At 50.5% G+C, this 19,587-nt stretch carries 13 protein-coding genes, 2 tRNA genes and 4 rRNA genes; all 19 read right to left on the bottom strand.

The features are described 5' to 3' along the window. Positions 1-40 precede the first annotated feature (40 nt). Positions 41-1,135, bottom strand: coding sequence for a PIN/TRAM domain-containing protein (locus DVH26_RS02075; protein WP_239630931.1), 1,095 nt, complete (start codon positions 1,133-1,135; stop codon positions 41-43). A gap of 183 nt (positions 1,136-1,318) precedes the next feature. Then, entirely contained in the window at positions 1,319-2,053 is a 735-nt protein-coding gene (pssA, locus tag DVH26_RS02070; RefSeq protein WP_239630930.1) for a CDP-diacylglycerol--serine O-phosphatidyltransferase, read from the bottom strand. A gap of 78 nt (positions 2,054-2,131) precedes the next feature. Further along, positions 2,132-3,211 (bottom strand): DNA integrity scanning diadenylate cyclase DisA, encoded by a 1,080-nt coding sequence (gene disA, locus DVH26_RS02065; RefSeq protein WP_239630929.1) that lies wholly within the window; start codon positions 3,209-3,211, stop codon positions 2,132-2,134. Positions 3,212-3,356: 145 nt separating this feature from the next. Continuing rightward, complete coding sequence (radA, locus tag DVH26_RS02060; RefSeq protein WP_239630928.1) at positions 3,357-4,724, bottom strand: DNA repair protein RadA; 1,368 nt, start codon at positions 4,722-4,724, stop codon at positions 3,357-3,359. Between the two features lie 270 nt (positions 4,725-4,994). Next, entirely contained in the window at positions 4,995-7,439 is a 2,445-nt protein-coding gene (clpC, locus tag DVH26_RS02055) for an ATP-dependent protease ATP-binding subunit ClpC (protein WP_239630927.1), read from the bottom strand. Positions 7,440-7,510: 71 nt separating this feature from the next. Beyond that, complete coding sequence (gene mcsB, locus DVH26_RS02050; protein ID WP_239630926.1) at positions 7,511-8,572, bottom strand: protein-arginine kinase McsB; 1,062 nt, start codon at positions 8,570-8,572, stop codon at positions 7,511-7,513. A 27-nt stretch (positions 8,573-8,599) separates the two neighbouring features. Next, complete coding sequence (gene mcsA, locus DVH26_RS02045; protein ID WP_239630925.1) at positions 8,600-9,118, bottom strand: protein-arginine kinase activator protein McsA; 519 nt, start codon at positions 9,116-9,118, stop codon at positions 8,600-8,602. A gap of 12 nt (positions 9,119-9,130) precedes the next feature. Continuing rightward, positions 9,131-9,592 carry a CtsR family transcriptional regulator gene (locus DVH26_RS02040; protein WP_239630924.1) on the bottom strand — a complete coding sequence of 154 codons (462 nt, stop codon included), beginning with the start codon at positions 9,590-9,592 and terminating at the stop codon, positions 9,131-9,133. A 245-nt stretch (positions 9,593-9,837) separates the two neighbouring features. Further along, positions 9,838-9,954 (bottom strand): 5S ribosomal RNA (rrf, locus tag DVH26_RS02035). A 138-nt stretch (positions 9,955-10,092) separates the two neighbouring features. Then, a 23S ribosomal RNA gene (locus DVH26_RS02030) occupies positions 10,093-13,014 on the bottom strand. 108 nt (positions 13,015-13,122) lie between these two features. Continuing rightward, positions 13,123-13,198, bottom strand: a tRNA-Ala gene (locus DVH26_RS02025). A gap of 91 nt (positions 13,199-13,289) precedes the next feature. Next, a tRNA-Ile gene (locus DVH26_RS02020) sits at positions 13,290-13,366 on the bottom strand. A 33-nt stretch (positions 13,367-13,399) separates the two neighbouring features. Then, a 5S ribosomal RNA gene (rrf, locus tag DVH26_RS02015) occupies positions 13,400-13,516 on the bottom strand. 113 nt (positions 13,517-13,629) lie between these two features. Further along, positions 13,630-15,162, bottom strand: a 16S ribosomal RNA gene (locus DVH26_RS02010). Together the 16S, 23S and 5S rRNA genes with 2 tRNA genes alongside form the textbook arrangement of a ribosomal RNA operon. A gap of 418 nt (positions 15,163-15,580) precedes the next feature. Continuing rightward, a complete protein-coding gene (gene lysS / locus DVH26_RS02005) occupies positions 15,581-17,077 on the bottom strand; it encodes a lysine--tRNA ligase (protein WP_239630923.1) in 1,497 nt (498 codons plus the stop codon). A 94-nt stretch (positions 17,078-17,171) separates the two neighbouring features. Beyond that, positions 17,172-17,648 carry a transcription elongation factor GreA gene (gene greA / locus DVH26_RS02000; RefSeq protein WP_239630922.1) on the bottom strand — a complete coding sequence of 159 codons (477 nt, stop codon included), beginning with the start codon at positions 17,646-17,648 and terminating at the stop codon, positions 17,172-17,174. A 193-nt stretch (positions 17,649-17,841) separates the two neighbouring features. Then, positions 17,842-18,861, bottom strand: coding sequence for a tRNA dihydrouridine synthase DusB (gene dusB / locus DVH26_RS01995; protein ID WP_239635256.1), 1,020 nt, complete (start codon positions 18,859-18,861; stop codon positions 17,842-17,844). A gap of 25 nt (positions 18,862-18,886) precedes the next feature. Continuing rightward, a complete protein-coding gene (locus tag DVH26_RS01990) occupies positions 18,887-19,096 on the bottom strand; it encodes a helix-turn-helix domain-containing protein (protein ID WP_239630921.1) in 210 nt (69 codons plus the stop codon). Beyond that, positions 19,078-19,584: a 2-amino-4-hydroxy-6-hydroxymethyldihydropteridine diphosphokinase gene (gene folK, locus DVH26_RS01985; RefSeq protein WP_239630920.1), complete on the bottom strand. Its 507-nt coding sequence runs from the start codon at positions 19,582-19,584 to the stop codon at positions 19,078-19,080. Before folK ends, DVH26_RS01990 begins: the two co-directional genes overlap by 19 nt. Positions 19,585-19,587 lie beyond the last annotated feature (3 nt).

Genomic DNA, 19,587 nt, shown 5'->3' with positions numbered 1-19,587 from the left:
TCCTTCCCGTATAGCACGCACTCCCACTATCATATACGTTTTAGAGAGCTTTTTCCAATAGTTTCGGTTTAGCAAAAATCATTCGTCCGGCCGACGTTTGCAGCACGCTGGTAACCAGCACATCGAGCGTGGTCCCGATGAAGTCGCGTCCGCCTTCCACTACAATCATCGTGCCGTCATCCAGATAAGCGACGCCTTGTCCGTGCTCTTTGCCGTCCTTGATGACCTGGACCAAGATTTCTTCCCCCGGCAGTACTACCGGCTTCACCGCATTGGCCAAATCGTTGATATTAAGCACCGAAACGCCCTGCAGCTCGCACACTTTATTCAAATTGAAATCGTTCGTAATGACTTTGCCCTGCAGCACTTTGGCCAGCTTGACCAGCTTGCTGTCCACCTCGGAAATCTCTTCGAAATCTCCTTCATAGATCAGCACCTTGACTTCCAGCTCTTTTTGAATTTTATTAAGGATGTCCAGCCCGCGGCGCCCTCTGTTGCGCTTGAGCAAGTCGGAGGAATCCGCGATATGCTGCAGCTCCTCTAATACAAATTCAGGAATGACCAGCGTGCCTTCAATAAATCCGGTTTTGCAAATGTCCGCAATACGGCCGTCGATAATGACGCTCGTGTCCAGTATTTTATGCTCCTCGAAGCCTTTTCCTTCACCTTGGTTGCGGTCCTTGGCCGAGCGCCCCTTGGCCAGCAGCACGATGAGCTCTTCTTTTTTGGCATAGCCAAGCCGGAACCCTACAACACCCAGCATCATTGTAAAAATGACGTGCAATACAGGGGAATACAATCCCGCTTGCTCGAAAGGCGTAAGCAGAATAACCGCAAGCACCAATCCTACAGCCATGCCGACCGTTCCTGCGATTAAATCCGTAATGGGAATGGAAGACACCTTTTCTTCGCTTTGCTGCATTTTTTGCAATCCATAATTCACAGCCCATGAGCTGATTAAATAAAAGAGCACGACTCCCGCCAGCATCATCCAGTATGCTTCGCCCCGCACCTGCTCCACGCCGAATACCGTTTCTATGATTTTGAAAAATGGTTGTCCGACGGTATCACTCCATTCATAGCCTAACACGCCTCCGATAACTGCAAATAAACATTGGAACCATCTTTTCATCATAGAATCACCTCCAACCTTTTCAATTTAAAATTTCACTCGTTACAATTATGAACCAAAAGTTTCCTGCCTAATCGTCGTTGCGAAAGAAAAATAAAAAAAGCATTTACTTTCCCGTTCAGGAAAATAAATGCTTTTCATTTCCGCTTTTGACGAATCATGGATGGTTTACTGAGCCGTCAGCCGTTACATGGATCTCGTCTCGGAATTCACTTCGTCCATGGATTTGTTCTTTCTTCTTCGTTTCGGAAAAAGGCGTTCAACGTTTTTTTTTAAGCCGTACAGTGCGTAAAGAAGCAACGGTACGAAAATCATTTTGGAGAGCATGCTTGGATACTGATAAGCCAGCAGCACAGCGATGATGACGACAATCGGCGCAATCCAGATCGCTTTTTTCGGGATTCCTACTTTTTTGAAGTTAGGATATTTGACCGTGCTGACCATCAAGTACGACAAGAGCAGAGTGCTCAAAACCAATACGAATGTATTTAATTCGTTATGAAACAGCGCCAGCGTACAAAGCACGCCTCCGGCAGCAGGAATCGGCAAACCGATGAAATATCCTGGAACGCCTGCCACTACATTAAACCGTGCCAAGCGGAGAGCTCCGCAAATCGGGAAAATGGCTGTGATGATCCAGGCTGCCGCAGCATTCATCTCCGTAAACGCAACCACGTACATAATGAACGCAGGAGCGACACCAAACGAAATGACATCGGACAAAGAATCCAGCTCTTTGCCGAACTCGCTCTGGGCATTCAGCGCTCTTGCCACACGGCCGTCCAGACCGTCGCACAGCATGGCTATAATTACCATGATCGCCGCCCATTCCGCTTCCTTGTTAAAGGCAAGAATGATCGAAATAAATCCCAGAAACAAGTTGCCTATTGTAAAAAGGTTGGGAATTGATTTAGTTAGCATTGTTATTGTCCACCTCTGGTTTCCTGTACCCTAATACACATGTTCGTCATATTAGACTACCCTCTGATTGTATGCAAGTTAGATATGTCTGTCAATGAGTACTTGATCTTGAATTCGTTTTAATCCTTCTTTGATGGTACGGGCGCGCACTTCTCCAATTCCGTCCACTTCATCAAGCTCGTCAATCGTAGCCATCATTAAATGCGGCAGCTGCTGGAACCGCTCTACCAGATTGTGAATGATGACCGACGGAAGCCGCGGGATTTTGTTCAGTACCCGGTATCCTCTAGGCGAGACCGTTTCCTCGGCGCTGATGCTGGAGTGAGGATAGCCCAATATTCTCGCTATGTGAGAATGATCGAGCATTTCATCCGTCGCAAGGCGTCTCAAGCTTTGGTTAATTTCTTTAATTTTGTCTTCTTGATATTCTCTTACGTAGTCTTTGACTAAAAGTTGCGCCTCATGCTCGGTAGCTCCAACCAATTCTTCCAGCTGCATACTGATAAGACGCCCTTCCGTTCCGAGCTCATTGATATACCGTTTAATCTCCGCTTTGATCCGAAGCACCATCTCGATCCGCTGAACGACGTTCGTTACATCGTGCAGCGTGACCAGCTCCTCAAATTCGGAAGCGCCGAGGTTCGTTAAGGCTTGATCGAGCACCGATTTATATTTCTCCAAAGTTTGGATCGCCTGATTCGCTTTGGTTAAAATCACTCCGATATCCTTCAAGGCATAGCGCAAATTGCCTTGATACAGCGTGATGACGTTTCTGCGTTGGGAGATGGACACGACGAGCTTGGAAGTTTGCTTGGCAACCCGCTCCGCCGTCCGGTGGCGAATTCCCGTCTCGGACGAGGAGATGGACGAATTGGGGATTAGCTGCGTATTCGCATATAAAATCCGCTTCAGATCCTCGCTCAAAATAATGGCTCCGTCCATTTTCGCCAGCTCGTACAAATAGTTCGGCGAGAAGTCGCAATTGATAGAAAAGCCGCCGTCCACAAGCTCCATCACTTCGGGGCTGTAGCCTACCACGATCAGCGCTCCGGTTTTGGCCCGCAGCACGTTCTCGAGTCCGTCGCGAAAGGCCGTGCCTGGCGCAACCATTTGCAGCAGCTGGCTCATCACGTCCCTTTTTATTTCTTCCTTGCTCATGTTGTCCCTCCTAAGGGTTTTCCGATGGAAAACCTACTTCGTAAGCTTTAACTGGGTTTTCCGTAGGAAAACCTACTTCTTCGTCAGCACTGCTTCGGCTTTCCGGCAGAAAGTCTCGTCGCCTTGCATGATCTATTACCCGCTTTTATCCTAAGGCAGCCTTCAATGCTTCAGCCACCGTATTTACGCCAATAACCTCGATACCGCTCGGAGGGGTCCAGCCCTTCAAGCTCTTCTCCGGCAAAATGACTCTCCGGAAGCCCAGCTTCTCCGCTTCCTTCACCCGCTGATCCACGCGGGATACGCCCCGTACCTCGCCTGTCAGGCCTACTTCCCCAAACACAACATCGTAAGGCTGTGTAGGCTGTTCTCTTAAGCTGGAAGCAATGCTCACCGCAATCGCCAGGTCAACGGCAGGCTCATCGAGCTTGACGCCGCCAGCTACGTTGACATACGCATCCTGATTTTGCAAAAACATGCCGATTCGTTTCTCCAGCACCGCTATAATTAACGAAAGCCTGTTATGGTCTATACCTGTCGCCATTCGTCGCGGCGAAGGGAAGTTCGTGGAGGAAACAAGCGCTTGCAGCTCGACAAGCACCGGCCGTGTCCCTTCCATGCTGGCCACTACCGTCGATCCTGAGACGCCTAATGGACGCTCCGACAAGAACAACTCGGAAGGATTGTTCACTTCCACCAAGCCGTTCTCCTGCATTTCGAAAATACCGATTTCGTTCGTTGAACCGAAGCGGTTTTTGACTGCTCGCAGCAGCCGGTATGAGTGATGCCGCTCTCCTTCGAAATAAAGGACGCAGTCCACCATATGCTCCAGCAATCTTGGGCCTGCAATAGCCCCTTCTTTAGTAACATGGCCAACGAGTACCGTCGCAATACCTTTAATCTTGGCGACCCGCATAAAATGGCCGGTACATTCCCGAACCTGCGCTACGCTGCCCGGAGCCGATTGAACGCCCGGGTGATACACCGTCTGGATCGAATCGATGACAACAAAATCCGGCTGCACCTCTTCGATCGCCGCTTCAATCAATTCCAGGTTCGTTTCGCACAATACGAACAATTGTTCCGACGAGGCATTCAGACGATCTGCACGCAGCTTCGTTTGCCGCACGGATTCCTCGCCCGATACGTACAATACCTTTTGTCCGGACAGGGTCAGATCGTGTGATGTCTGGAGAAGCAGCGTCGATTTGCCGATGCCGGGGTCTCCCCCGACCAGCAGCAGTGAGCCTGGGACTACGCCACCGCCGAGCACCCGGTTCAGTTCTTTGTTTCGCGTTACGATACGCTGCTCTTCACTGCTTTTTATATGTATGATAGAAACAGGCTTTTCTTTCGTCTTCAATAAAGAAGAACTAATACCTTGTGTTTTCGTGATGGTTTCTACTTCTTCTACAAATGTGTTCCAGGATTGGCATCCCGGGCATTTGCCAAGCCATTTGGGCGACTCGTAGCCGCACTCCTGGCAGCAGAATTTCGTCTTTTGCTTTGCCATTATTATTCTCCCTGCTGTTATTCCATCCGTTGCCTAATGTCTTATCAAAGTTTACCATTTTGTGGAGGTTATGAAAACCCTTCTATTGTATAAAAAAGTCTCGTAAAAGCAAAGTTTTTACGAGCGGCTTGTCCGCCGGCTTGGACATACTGAAGCCCGCCGGTGCGGTATAGCTTCACAGGACGCCGCCGTAATATATATGATGCCAAAGACAAAAAAAGAACATCCTGCCCCTTCGAAAGAAGGGTACAGGATGTTTAACGTTACAAATCATGAAGATGTTGCAACACCTTGATTGCGTTCTACGGTCAGCTCTCCGTCTTTTTCGTCGATGGTCAACGAATCGCCTTTGGTGATTTGGCCGCGAAGCAGCTCTTCGGACAACCGGTCCTCGATATGCTTCTGGATCGCTCTGCGCAGCGGTCTCGCTCCGTAAGTCGGATCGAAGCCCTCTTTGGCGAGGAAAGCTTTCGCCTTGTCGGTAAGAACAAAGTCCACTTCCTGCTCTTTCAGACGCTTGCGGAGATCGTCGGCCATCAGCGTCACGATTTGTGCAATGTGCTGCTCTTCCAGAGAGTGGAACACGATGATTTCATCAATCCGGTTCAGGAACTCCGGACGGAAGCTCTTTTTCAGCTCGCCCATCACTTTATCTTTCATATTGTTGTAATCTTTGCCCGCATCATGCGCTGCAGTGAAGCCGAGCGAAGAATTTTTCTTGATCGTATCGGCACCGACGTTCGAGGTCATGATGATCAGCGTGTTGCGGAAGTCTACAGTACGTCCTTTGGAGTCGGTCAGACGGCCGTCCTCCAGCACCTGGAGCAAAATATTGAACACTTCAGGATGTGCTTTCTCGATCTCATCCAGCAGGACGACCGAGTAAGGCTTGCGGCGTACTTTCTCCGTCAGCTGGCCGCCTTCTTCGTAGCCGACATATCCTGGAGGCGCTCCGACGAGACGGGATGTCGAATGCTTCTCCATATACTCGGACATATCGATCCGAATGACTGCATTTTCGTCGCCGAACAGCGATTCCGCAAGCGCGCGTGCCAATTCAGTTTTACCTACGCCGGTAGGTCCTAGGAAGATGAAGGAGCCCATCGGGCGCTTCGGATCTTTCAGTCCGGCTCTTGCGCGGCGGATGGCGCGGCTCACTGCTTTGACCGCTTCCTCTTGGCCGATGACGCGATCGTGCAGGATCGACTCCATTTTCAGCAGACGCTCGGTTTCTTCCTCCGCCAGCTTCACAACCGGAATGCCGGTCCAGCTAGCCACGACTTGAGCGATGTCGTCCGGAGTCACTTCGGAATCGGTACGGCCTTGCTTCTCTTTCCATTCGTTCTTCGTGGAATCCAGCTCTTCACGCAGCTTTTGCTCGGTGTCGCGCAAGGAAGCCGCCTTCTCGAACTCCTGGCTTTGCACTGCCGCATCCTTCTCCTTGCGGATATCCTCCAGCTTGCTCTCGAGCTTCTTCAAATCCGGCGGTACCGTATAGGAGCGAAGCCTTACTTTGGAGCTGGCCTCGTCGATCAGGTCGATCGCTTTGTCCGGCAGGAACCGGTCCGTAATATAACGGTCGGACAGTTTTACCGCATGCTCGATGGCTTCATCGGTAATTTTCACTCTGTGGTGCGCTTCATAGCGGTCGCGCAATCCGTGCAAAATTTGGATCGCTTCCTCCGGAGAAGGCTGATCCACCGTAATCGGTTGGAACCGTCTCTCCAGCGCCGCGTCTTTCTCGATATATTTGCGGTACTCATCCAATGTTGTGGCACCGATGCACTGCAGCTCGCCTCTCGCCAATGCCGGCTTCAGGATGTTGGAGGCGTCGATAGCGCCTTCCGCTCCGCCTGCGCCGATCAGCGTATGCAGCTCGTCGATGAACAAGATGATGTTGCCTGCTTGGCGAATTTCGTCCATTATTTTTTTCAAACGATCCTCGAATTCACCGCGGTACTTCGTGCCGGCTACGACAGAGCCCATATCGAGCGTCATCACCCGCTTGTCGCGCAGTGTTTCCGGAATTTCGTTGTTAATGATTTTTTGCGCAAGTCCTTCCGCAATAGCGGTTTTACCGACACCAGGCTCCCCGATCAATACCGGGTTGTTCTTGGTTCTGCGGCTTAACACTTGGATAACGCGTTCGATTTCCTTGCTGCGCCCGATTACAGGGTCGAGGTTGCCATCTTTGGCAAACGCCGTCAAATCGCGTGCCAAGCCGTCCAGCGTAGGTGTATTTGCATTTGTGGTGTTACCATGGTTCGTAGACACCACTTCGCTGCTGCCGAGCAATTGCAATACTTGCTGACGCGCTTTGTTCAAGCTCACTCCCAAATTGTTCAGAACACGAGCCGCTACGCCTTCGCCTTCACGGATCAGCCCGAGCAAAATATGCTCCGTACCTACGTAAGTATGGCCAAGCTTGCGAGCTTCGTCCATGGACAGCTCAATCACTTTTTTCGCGCGGGGCGTGTAAGCGATATTCGTAGGCTGCTCTTGACCTCTGCCGATCAAGGCTTCCACTTCGTCCTGAATTTTCTCAAGACCCAAGCCCAGAGCGATTAACGCCTTGGCTGCAATCCCTTCGCCCTCACGAATCAGCCCCAGCAAAATATGCTCGGTGCCAATATTATTATGACCTAAACGAACGGCCTCTTCTTGTGCCAAAGACAACACTTTTTGCGCACGTTCTGTAAATCTGCCAAACATCATGTGTAACACCTCCATAAAAGAATAAAAGTTGGAAACAACAATGAATTTCTTACCGGAGTTGCCGTAAGGTTCTAGTCTTGAGAAAACTTCTCTCTTATTAACTGAGCCCTACGTATGTCTCTTTCTTCAGCCGAAAGCTTTTCTCCTGCATATTGCTGTAAAAAACCCGGCTGGGTCATCACCATTAATTCATTCATGACCTGTGTAGGGACATTTTTGATGATTCCTATATCAATGCCAAGACGAACATCGGATAGCCGCTGTGCCGCTTCCTTGGAGTCCATAATGGCTGCATAAGACATGATCCCGTATGAACGGCTGATTCGATCCAGCAGCTTTGCTTTGTTCTCTAATTGAAGCTTCTCCCGCGCAGCCCGCTCATGCTCGATGATTTGCCGGACGACGCCGTACAGGTTATCGATAATCTCCTGCTCGGATTGTCCCAGCGTAATCTGATTCGATATTTGGAACAGGTTGCCGAGCGCTTCGCTCCCTTCGCCATACAATCCGCGAACGGCCAGACCGACCTGTGTAATCGCCGACAAAATCCGGTTAATTTGCTGAGTCAGCACCAACGCCGGAAGATGAATCATTACCGAAGCACGAATGCCGGTACCGACATTGGTCGGGCAGCTGGTCAAAAAGCCTCTTTTTTCATCAAAGGCATAGTCCATTTGTACCTCGAAAATATCGTCGATTTGGCTGGCCAAATCCCACGCTTCCTTAATCTGAAAACCGGGGCACAAGCATTGTATTCGCAAATGGTCCTCTTCATTCACCATGATGCTGATGGACTCATTTTCGCTTAAAATAACCGCCCCGTTCCTCGATTCATTAGCGAGAGCCGGGCTAATCAAATGCTTCTCTACAAGCACTCTTTTCTGCAGCTCGTTAAGATCGCTAAGCGGAATCAGAGAAAAACGGCTTATCGTATGGAGATCCTCATTATTCAGGACCCCCGATACTAGATCCAGCACTTCCTCTGATTGCTGGTTTGTGGAGAGCATAGGGAACGGATGTGATTGCAGGTTTCTTGCAATACGGATTCGGCTGCTGATGACGATATCCGAATCGGGTCCATCGCCCTTCATCCATTCACTCAGCGCCTGCTCAGTAAAACGGTTAGTTGTCATAGCAATTCCTCCTTGCCCAAAAGGAACTCAACCCTCGGCTACCTTCTTCTCCAGGTCCCTAATGATATCCCGGAGGTGGGCGGCCTCTTCGAACTCTTCTTTATCAATCCGAAGCAACAGCTCTTTCTTCAAATTCTCAATTTCCCTTTTATGTTTAATTAACCCGCCGGAGCGTTTGGGAACCTTGCCTGTATGAATCGTGTTGCCATGAACCCGCTTGAACAGGGGATCCAGCTTATCGCCAAAATATTTATAGCACGAGCTGCAGCCAAACCGGCCTACTTTGCTGAACTGCGTATACGTTAAACCGCATTGCTCGCAGCGGCTCGGCGGCGCTTTGGCAGCCAGCGGGTTGTGCGAGGAAGGCTCGAAATCCAGCAGCCCCGACAAAAGATTGTGAATAGAGAAGCCGTTCGGCGTGCCCGGGATCAGTTCTCCCTTTTCTCTGGCACACGATTCACAAATGTGAAACTCCGTCTTCTCACCGTTTAAAATCTTCGTAAAATGCAGCGTGGCCTGCTTCTTGCCACATTCCTGACAAAGCATGAGTACCCCTCCTTATTTGCTCAACAAGGATATCAGCATGGCTTTCATAATTTTGGCTCTAATCTCATCACGCAGCGGCAGCTTCAAAACCAGAACTTCCCGCGAGATCGCCGCCCTCATGATCGCCGCTTCTCTCGGAGTGATGATGCCGTTCTCCTGAAGCTGATACAGCAACCCTTCGGATGCGCTTTGATCTATATGCGAGCTGATCGTTTTAAAAATATGGTCGTGAACCGAGCCGTGAGTGTTCAGCTCAATGCGCTGAATCCGGATATATCCTCCGCCTCCGCGCTTGCTTTCTACGATGTAGCCTTTCTCCAAAGTAAATCGCGTGCTGATAACGTAGTTAATTTGGGAGGGGACGCATTCGAATTGATCCGCAAGCTCGTTACGTTGAATTTCCACAATGCCGTCGTTGCTTTGCTGTATCATTTGCTTTAAGTATTGTTCGATGACTTCGGAGACATTACGCATCAATTCAACCTCCTTCCCAGAAGTAAATTGACTTTGACTTTCTTTGACTTTAGTATCATTATAACAGTTTTCAGAAAATTTGCAACTATGGTAAACACTCAATTTATTGTTGACACTTCAACTTTTTTTATGCTCAGGTTGCGGCTTAAACAACACAGCCCTCTGTTATGATTATAACCACCTTAGAATAAAGAAAAACAAAAAAGAGCCTTCCTGGAGGTTATCCAGAAAAGCTCTTTGCCGTTGCTTGGCGACGTTCTACTCTCCCAGGACCCTTCGGTCCAAGTACCATCGACGCTGGAAGGCTTAACGGTCGTGTTCGGTATGGGTACGCGTGGTTCCCTTCCGCCATCATCACCAAACTAAGAGTTTTCGTTAGAAAACTGGCTTCGTAAGCATACGCTTTGTTCAAGGATTTATTCCTTGAAAACTAGATACGAAACGATGCGTGTAATGAGCAAGTGTACTGCATTTCTGACCATACTTCGTATGACAGATGATTGGATAAGCCCTCGACCGATTAGTATTCGTCAGCTCCACACGTTGCCGTGCTTCCACCCCGAACCTATCTACCTCGTCGTCTTCAAGGGGTCTTACATACTGGGAAATCTCATCTTGAGGGGGGCTTCACGCTTAGATGCTTTCAGCGCTTATCCCGTCCGTACGTAGCTATCCAGCCGTGCTCCTGGCGGAACAACTGGTACACCAGCGGTACGTCCATCCCGGTCCTCTCGTACTAAGGACAGCTCCTCTCAAATTTCCTACGCCCACGACAGATAGGGACCGAACTGTCTCACGACGTTCTGAACCCAGCTCGCGTACCGCTTTAATGGGCGAACAGCCCAACCCTTGGGACCTACTTCAGCCCCAGGATGCGATGAGCCGACATCGAGGTGCCAAACCTCCCCGTCGATGTGGACTCTTGGGGGAGATAAGCCTGTTATCCCCAGGGTAGCTTTTATCCGTTGAGCGATGGCCCTTCCATTCGGTACCACCGGATCACTAAGCCCGACTTTCGTCCCTGCTCGACCTGTTTGTCTCGCAGTCAAGCTCCCTTATGCCTTTGCACTCTTCGAATGATTTCCAACCATTCTGAGGGAACCTTGGGGCGCCTCCGTTACTTTTTAGGAGGCGACCGCCCCAGTCAAACTGCCCACCTGACACTGTTCCCCGACCGGATCACGGCCGCGGGTTAGAACTCCGATACGATCAGGGTGGTATCCCAACGTCGCCTCCACACAAGCTGGCGCTCATGCTTCTCAGGCTCCCACCTATCCTGTACAGATCGTACCAAAGTCCAATATCAAGCTGCAGTAAAGCTCCATGGGGTCTTTCCGTCTTGTCGCGGGTAACCTGCATCTTCACAGGTATTAAAATTTCACCGGATCTCTCGTTGAGACAGCGCCCAAGTCGTTACGCCATTCGTGCGGGTCAGAATTTACCTGACAAGGAATTTCGCTACCTTAGGACCGTTATAGTTACGGCCGCCGTTTACTGGGGCTTCGGTTCATAGCTTCGGGTTACCCCTAACCACTCCCCTTAACCTTCCAGCACCGGGCAGGCGTCAGCCCGTATACTTCGCCTTGCGGCTTCGCACAGACCTGTGTTTTTGCTAAACAGTCGCTTGGGCCTTTTCACTGCGGCCCCCTCGGGCTATTCACCCTACCGAGGCACCCCTTCTCCCGAAGTTACGGGGTCATTTTGCCGAGTTCCTTAACGAGAGTTCTTCCGCGCGCCTTAGCATGCTCTGCTCGCCTACCTGTGTCGGTTTGCGGTACGGGCACCTTCTCCCTGGCTAGAGGCTTTTCTTGGCAGCCTGAACTCATGACCTTCGCTACTGTAATTTTCGCTCCCCATCACAGACCAGCCTTACGATGTGCGGATTTGCCTACACATCAGCCTCTCTGCTTGGACGGGCATCCATCAGCCCGCGTCACTATCCTTCTGCGTCACCCCATTGCTCATAACGGTTCACGGTGGTACAGGAATATCAACCTGTTGTCCTTCGACTACGCCTTTCGGCCTCGCCTTAGGTCCCGACTTACCCTGAGCGGACGAGCCTTCCTCAGGAACCCTTAGGCTTTCGGCGGACAAGATTCTCACTTGTCTTTTCGTTACTCATACCGGCATTCTCACTTGTATGCTGTCCAGCCGTCCTTACGATCGACCTTCAACCTACATACAACGCTCCCCTACCAGAACAGATTTATCATCTGCAATCCATAGCTTCGGTGGCGTGTTTAGCCCCGTTACATTTTCGGCGCAGAGTCACTCGACCAGTGAGCTATTACGCACTCTTTCAATGGTGGCTGCTTCTAAGCCAACATCCTGGTTGTCTGCGCAACTCCACATCCTTTCCCACTTAACACACACTTGGGGACCTTAGCTGATGGTCTGGGCTGTTTCCCTCTTGACAATGGATCTTAGCACTCACTGTCTGACTCCCGGGATAAAGTATGTGGCATTCAGAGTTTGACTGGACTTGGTAACCCTTGGCGGGCCCCGCACCCAATCAGTGCTTTACCTCCACTACTCATCTCCCGAGGCTAGCCCTAAAGCTATTTCGGGGAGAACCAGCTATCTCCGAGTTCGATTGGAATTTCTCCGCTACCCCCACCTCATCCCCGAATTTTTCAACATTCGTGGGTTCGGGCCTCCAGTGCGTGTTACCGCACCTTCACCCTGGACAGGGGTAGATCACACGGTTTCGGGTCTACGCCCACGTACTCATTCGCCCTATTCAGACTCGCTTTCGCTGCGGCTTCGGCTTCTCACCTTAACCTTGCACGGGAACGTAACTCGCCGGTTCATTCTACAAAAGGCACGCCATCACCCATTAACGGGCTCTGACTTCTTGTAAGCACACGGTTTCAGGTTCTATTTCACTCCGCTCCCGCGGTTCTTTTCACCTTTCCCTCACGGTACTGCTTCACTATCGGTCACTAGGGAGTATTTAGCCTTGGCAGATGGTCCTGCCTGCTTCCCACGAGGTTTCACGTGTCTCGCGGTACTCGGGATCCGTCTAGCGATACGTTGGTTTTTAGCTACAGGACTGTTACCCCCTATGGTGAGCCTTTCCAGACTGCTTCGCCTAACCAACTTTTCGCACATTGACGTCCCACAACCCCAGAGGGCAAGCCCTCTGGTTTGGGCTGTTCCGCTTTCGCTCGCCGCTACTGACGGAATCACTTTTGTTTTCTTCTCCTGAGGGTACTTAGATGTTTCAGTTCCCCTCGTATGCCTCTGCACACCCTATGTATTCAGATGTGAGTAACTGAGAATTACCTCAGCTGGGTTCCCCCATTCGGACATCCCCGGATCAATGCCTGCTTACGGCTCCCCGAGGCGATATCGTCGTTCGCCACGTCCTTCTTCGGCTCCTAGTGCCTAGGCATCCTCCGTGTGCTCTTATTAGCTTAACCTTGCTAATACACTTTGTTTGCTCTACGCATTTATTTCGTTATCTAGTTTTCAAGGAACAAGTCTGCAACTGTTACATTGGCAAAGCCATGTCAGTTGCCAGTAACTTATGGTGGAGCCAAGCGGGATCGAACCGCTGACCTCCTGCTTGCAAGGCAGGCGCTCTCCCAGCTGAGCTATGGCCCCATAATGTTATTTCCCCACTTAGTTCCGGGGTCCCCGAAAGTAATCGGATTACACTTCGAAGGCCTTCTTCACTTTTTGGGGTAATTTGTTATGGTGGGCCCTAGTGGACTCGAACCACCGACCTCACCCTTATCAGGGGTGCGCTCTAACCAGCTGAGCTAAGGGCCCTTGCTATTGTATTCAAACCCTTAAAAAGGGTTCGCTTGGCGACGTTCTACTCTCCCAGGACCCTTCGGTCCAAGTACCATCGACGCTGGAAGGCTTAACGGTCGTGTTCGGTATGGGTACGCGTGGTTCCCTTCCGCCATCATCACCAAACGAATTGCGAGAAGATCTTTGTCCTCTCAAAACTGAACAACGAAGTGAGTGTTAGTTTGTGCAACCGAAGCTGCTTAATGTCCGATGACCTACAGCCATCATGGACTCCATAGAAAGGAGGTGATCCAGCCGCACCTTCCGATACGGCTACCTTGTTACGACTTCACCCCAATCATCTACCCCACCTTCGGCGGCTGGCTCCTTGCGGTTACCCCACCGACTTCGGGTGTTGTAAACTCTCGTGGTGTGACGGGCGGTGTGTACAAGACCCGGGAACGTATTCACCGCGGCATGCTGATCCGCGATTACTAGCAATTCCGACTTCATGCAGGCGAGTTGCAGCCTGCAATCCGAACTGAGACCGGCTTCTAAGGATTGGCTCCACCTCGCGGCTTCGCTTCCCGTTGTACCGGCCATTGTAGTACGTGTGTAGCCCAGGTCATAAGGGGCATGATGATTTGACGTCATCCCCGCCTTCCTCCGGTTTGTCACCGGCAGTCACTCTAGAGTGCCCAACTCAATGCTGGCAACTAAAGTCAAGGGTTGCGCTCGTTGCGGGACTTAACCCAACATCTCACGACACGAGCTGACGACAACCATGCACCACCTGTCTTGGGTGCTCCGAAGAGGGCGTCTATCTCTAGACGTTTCACCCAGATGTCAAGACCTGGTAAGGTTCTTCGCGTTGCTTCGAATTAAACCACATACTCCACTGCTTGTGCGGGTCCCCGTCAATTCCTTTGAGTTTCACTCTTGCGAGCGTACTCCCCAGGCGGAGTGCTTACTGTGTTTACTTCGGCACCAAGGGTATCGAAACCCCTAACACCTAGCACTCATCGTTTACGGCGTGGACTACCAGGGTATCTAATCCTGTTTGCTCCCCACGCTTTCGCGCCTCAGCGTCAGTTACGGTCCAGAAAGTCGCCTTCGCCACTGGTGTTCCTCCACATCTCTACGCATTTCACCGCTACACGTGGAATTCCACTTTCCTCTCCCGCACTCAAGTCATCCAGTTTTCAGTGCGATCCGGGGTTGAGCCCCGGGCTTAAACACCAAACTTAAATGACCGCCTGCGCGCGCTTTACGCCCAATAATTCCGGACAACGCTTGCCCCCTACGTATTACCGCGGCTGCTGGCACGTAGTTAGCCGGGGCTTTCTTCTCAGGTACCGTCACCCACAGGGCAGTTACTCCCCATGGCGTTCTTCCCTGGCAACAGAGCTTTACGATCCGAAAACCTTCATCACTCACGCGGCGTTGCTCCGTCAGACTTGCGTCCATTGCGGAAGATTCCCTACTGCTGCCTCCCGTAGGAGTCTGGGCCGTGTCTCAGTCCCAGTGTGGCCGATCACCCTCTCAGGTCGGCTACGCATCGTCGCCTTGGTAGGCCGTTACCCTACCAACTAGCTAATGCGCCGCAGGCCCATCTGCAAGCCACAGGTTGCCCCGTGTTTCATGATTCCCTCATGCGAGGAAACCAGCTATCCGGTCTTAGCTATCGTTTCCGATAGTTATCCCGGTCTTGCAGGCAGGTTGCCTACGTGTTACTCACCCGTCCGCCGCTATCCCCGAAGGGACCGCTCGACTTGCATGTATTAGGCACGCCGCCAGCGTTCGTCCTGAGCCAGGATCAAACTCTCCATTAAAGTGTCGCCGAAGCGACCGTATAACAGAGCTTGTCTTAAGCTCAAAATTCAATGCTAGCGAGAATTTGCATTCTCTATTTTAACACTCACTCGTTGTTCAGTTTTCAAAGGACAATTCATTCAAAGTTCGGTCACTCATAGTAACTTGAACCTTGTCATTTTGTGTCACCTTGTTTAGCGGCGACCTTTATAATATAACACAGTCGCCTACTCGATTGCAAGCTTTTTTTTCAAATCCGTAACAACTACTTGCGTTCGTCAGGAAAGCTTCAAAAGCGACAAGGAGTAATATATCAAAATCGGACACGAAATGCAAATGGAATTTCGCTCCTTTTTTAAACTCCGGCGATAATTAAAATTAAAAGCGCATCTACCCGCGAATACAGCACGGGAAGATACGCTTTTATATATAAACCGATTACTCCCCTTGGCGCTCGCGCATCAGAGGGAACAGCAGCACGTCGCGGATCGAAGGCGAGTTCGTCAGCAGCATGACCAGACGGTCGATCCCTATGCCCAAACCGCCTGTAGGAGGCATACCGTACTCCAACGCACGGATGAAGTCGTCATCCATCTCATGCGCTTCATCGTTACCTTGCTCGCGCTCCACCAGCTGCGCCTCGAAGCGTTCACGCTGGTCGATCGGATCGTTAAGCTCTGTAAATGCATTAGCATGCTCGCGGGCAACGATAAACAGCTCGAACCGGTCGGTAAACCGCGGATCCTGCTCGTTCTTTTTGGCCAATGGAGAAATGGCTACCGGATGACCGTATACGAACGTAGGCTGAATCAGCGTCTCCTCGACAAACATCTCAAAGAACTGGTTGACGATATGTCCGAACGTCATCATCGGCTCTACGTGCACTTTGTGCTCCTTAGCCAATTGATGCGCCTCTTCATCCGTCATTTGCCTGCTGAAGTCAACGCCGACCACTTCTTTGATCGCATCAACCATGGATACACGTCTCCATTCAGGAGTCAAATCGACTTCATGCCCTTGATAGTTGATTTTGGTCGTTCCGAGCACTTCTTGTGCGATATGCGCGATCATTTCTTCCGTCAGCTTCATAATATCCTTGTAGTCGGCGTACGCCTCGTACAGCTCGATCATGGTGAACTCCGGATTATGACGTGTCGAAATCCCCTCGTTACGATATACGCGGCCGATTTCGTACACTTTTTCCATGCCGCCCACGATCAGACGCTTCAAGTGAAGCTCGATAGCGATACGCATATACAGCTGCATATCGAGAGCATTATGATGCGTGATAAAAGGACGAGCGGCAGCTCCCCCTGCAATCGCATGAAGTGTAGGCGTCTCCACTTCCAAATAGCCGCGGGAATCCAAATATCTGCGCATCGATTGAATAATTTTGGAACGCTGAATAAACGTCTCCTGCACTTCCTGGTTCATGATCAAATCGACGTAGCGCTGACGGTAACGAAGCTCCACATCTTTCAAACCGTGATACTTCTCGGGAAGCGGAAGCAGCGATTTGGACAGCACTTCCACATTGGTCGCTTTTACCGAAAGCTCGCCTGTCTTCGTTTTGAATACAATCCCTTTGATCCCTACAATATCACCGATATCAAGAAGGTCGAACGCTTGGTATTTGGTCGAGCCCACAGCATCCTCGCGCACATAAATTTGAATTTTCCCCGTGATGTCCTGCACGTGCGCAAAGCCCGCTTTACCCATTCCGCGCTTTTGCATAATGCGTCCGGCAATGCTCACTTCGGCGTTAGTTACGTCCAGCTCTTCTTTCGTTTGTCCGTCGTAAGCATCGAAAATCTCTTTCGCATGATGCGTTACGTCATATTTTTGACCGAAAGGATCAATGCCCAAGCCGCGAAGCTCGTCCAACTTGTTGCGTCGGATTTGTAGCAGCTCATTTAATTCTTGTTCAACTGTCATGCTATCCAGCTCCTTGTTAGGTGGTATAAGTTAAAAAAGCTTCCCAAGGAAGCTTTTCTCGACGATTCCGGTTATTGTCGCTCTTGCATAACCATCATTTCTTAATATCGATAATTTCGTATTGAATCACGCCGGCAGGAACGTTAACGTCCACGACAGCGCCTTTATTTTTGCCGAGAATGGCTTTACCAACCGGACTTTCGTTGGAAATTTTATTTTGAAGGGGATCCGATTCCGCGGAGCCTACGATGTTATATTCCACGATATCGCCGAACTCCAGGTCTTTCAGCGTAACAATCGCTCCTACACTGACTGTATCTGTATCCACATCATCATTATTAATGATACGAGCGTTGCGAAGCATCTTCTCCAAAGTTATAATTCTGCCTTCGATAAAAGCTTGTTCGTTCTTCGCATCTTCGTATTCGGAGTTTTCACTAATATCGCCGTAGCCGATCGCTACTTTGATTCTTTCAGCCACCTCGCGGCGCTTGACGGATTTAAGATGTTCCAACTCTTCTTCAAGCTTCTTTAAACCTTCCTGCGTCAGGATGACTTCTTTTTCACTCATTGCAACAATCTCCTGTCATGTGAAAGATTTTCATATTTCGAGCTGATTCTTCGACTATGAATTCACTTATAAATAATATATTAACGATCAAGATCATGATGACTGATCCGTCTTAGTGGGTATAACTATTGACTGATTATATTGCAAGCCCATTCAAATGTCAATCTGAGCCAAATGCCGCACCATTATGCTGCTAGTGAACGGTTGAAGCCGCTTCAGAACCGTCCGCCGGCATCCCGTTATTGTCCAGACTGGCGACGAACTGCTCCAGCACATGAGCCATAGCATCGCGTTTGGTCTGCTCCATAATGACATCCTTGACACGGGCTGCTCCAGGCAAGCCCTTCAGATACCAGGCCAAATGCTTGCGCATCTCCTTCACGGCCACATGCTCGCCTTTCAATGCAACCAAGCGATCCATATGCAGCAGCGCGATACGGATTTTTTCCTGGCCTGTCGGTTCCGGCGGGAGCTCTCCTTTGGTCAAGTATTGAATCGTACGATACAGCATCCACGGATTTCCGAGTGCCGCACGTCCGATCATGACACCGTCCACCCCGGTTTGGTCGAGCATCCGCTTGGCATCCTCCGGAGAAAAGACATCGCCGTTACCGATGACAGGAATCGACACCGAATCTTTAACTTCCTTAATAATGTCCCAATTTGCGTGACCCGTATACATTTGGACGCGGGTACGACCATGCACCGATACTGCCGCTCCTCCGCCGTTTTCGACAGCTTTGGCGTTTTGCACAGCATAAATGTGATCCTCGTCCCAGCCAATGCGCATTTTTACCGTAACCGGCTTGCTGACGGATTTGACAACCGTGGAGATCATTTGTTCAATCTTCGGCGGATCGAGCAGCCAACGGGCCCCCGCATCGCATTTGGTGATCTTCGGTACCGGACACCCCATGTTAATATCGATAATATCGGCATTCGTATGCTTATCGACATGCTTGGCCGCCTCGACCAGAGATTCCGTATCTCCTCCAAAAATTTGCAGACTAAGCGGCTTCTCGCGCTCGTCCACATACAGCATTTCCATCGTTCTGCTATTTCCGTGCAAAATCGCCTTGTCGCTGACCATTTCCGCACAAACGAGGCCGCAGCCGAATTCCTTGGCGATCAAACGAAAAGCCGGATTACACACCCCAGCCATCGGAGCCAAAACCACTTGATTCGGTGCCTCTACGTTTCCTATTTTAAGCATCATTTATTCCTCCTCTCTAAAATGTTTACTTAGCCGCTGGCAGCAGCTCATCCGGGTCGATACCCAGGACGTCGGATATTTTGCGGATTATCTTCGTATCCGGCTTACGCGTCCCCCGCTCGATCGCTCCCAATATAGCAATGGAAACATCCAATTGATCGGCTAGCTCGGTTTGGGTATAGCCTTTTAATTTACGGAAAGCGCGGATGCGCTGAGCTATTGCATTTTTTTCCATAACGTAATGCCTTCCTTTCCTTCCAGCTTCTCTAGTTGTGCTGACAATTCAGCAGCCTGCTGCGGGTGGCGCCCCTGCATCGCCTCGATTAAAGGCACAAGAACAAAGGCCCTTTCCAGCATTCTAGGATGAGGAAGGATAAGCTTGGGGTCGTCCTGCCTCAAATCGTCATACAGCAGCATATCCAGATCCATCGTTCTTGGTCCAAAACGGATCTCCCGCACTCGGCCGAGCCGCTGCTCGATCTGCATCATCACGTCAAACAGAGCCTCTGCGGAAAGGGACGTTTCCACTTCGACGGCCATATTGAGAAAAGGCCCCTGGTCGGTATAGCCTACCGGGTCCGTCTCGTAAATATTCGATTGTGCGGATACTTGTATCGCCTCATGCTCATCCAGTAACCGAATGGCATCAGACAAAAAACGCTCCCGGTCCCCCATATTGGAGCCAAGCGCAATGTATGCAACAAATGAAGGCTGTGAGCCCATGAA

It is taken from the genome of Paenibacillus sp. H1-7, from assembly GCF_022354825.1.
Taxonomy (GTDB): domain Bacteria; phylum Bacillota; class Bacilli; order Paenibacillales; family NBRC-103111; genus Paenibacillus_S.
The sequence above is the reverse complement of the archived record's forward strand: the minus strand, read 5'-3'. Positions and strand labels throughout refer to the sequence as shown.

Coding starts and splice junctions, on each gene's coding strand:
- DVH26_RS02075 (WP_239630931.1), bottom strand. CDS start 1,135: ATGATGAAAAGATGGTTCCAATGTTTATTTGCAGTTATCGGAGGCGTG.
- pssA (WP_239630930.1), bottom strand. CDS start 2,053: ATGCTAACTAAATCAATTCCCAACCTTTTTACAATAGGCAACTTGTTT.
- disA (WP_239630929.1), bottom strand. CDS start 3,211: ATGAGCAAGGAAGAAATAAAAAGGGACGTGATGAGCCAGCTGCTGCAA.
- radA (WP_239630928.1), bottom strand. CDS start 4,724: ATGGCAAAGCAAAAGACGAAATTCTGCTGCCAGGAGTGCGGCTACGAG.
- clpC (WP_239630927.1), bottom strand. CDS start 7,439: ATGATGTTTGGCAGATTTACAGAACGTGCGCAAAAAGTGTTGTCTTTG.
- mcsB (WP_239630926.1), bottom strand. CDS start 8,572: ATGACAACTAACCGTTTTACTGAGCAGGCGCTGAGTGAATGGATGAAG.
- mcsA (WP_239630925.1), bottom strand. CDS start 9,118: ATGCTTTGTCAGGAATGTGGCAAGAAGCAGGCCACGCTGCATTTTACG.
- DVH26_RS02040 (WP_239630924.1), bottom strand. CDS start 9,592: ATGCGTAATGTCTCCGAAGTCATCGAACAATACTTAAAGCAAATGATA.
- lysS (WP_239630923.1), bottom strand. CDS start 17,077: ATGACAGTTGAACAAGAATTAAATGAGCTGCTACAAATCCGACGCAAC.
- greA (WP_239630922.1), bottom strand. CDS start 17,648: ATGAGTGAAAAAGAAGTCATCCTGACGCAGGAAGGTTTAAAGAAGCTT.
- dusB (WP_239635256.1), bottom strand. CDS start 18,861: ATGCTTAAAATAGGAAACGTAGAGGCACCGAATCAAGTGGTTTTGGCT.
- DVH26_RS01990 (WP_239630921.1), bottom strand. CDS start 19,096: ATGGAAAAAAATGCAATAGCTCAGCGCATCCGCGCTTTCCGTAAATTA.
- folK (WP_239630920.1), bottom strand. CDS start 19,584: ATGGGCTCACAGCCTTCATTTGTTGCATACATTGCGCTTGGCTCCAAT.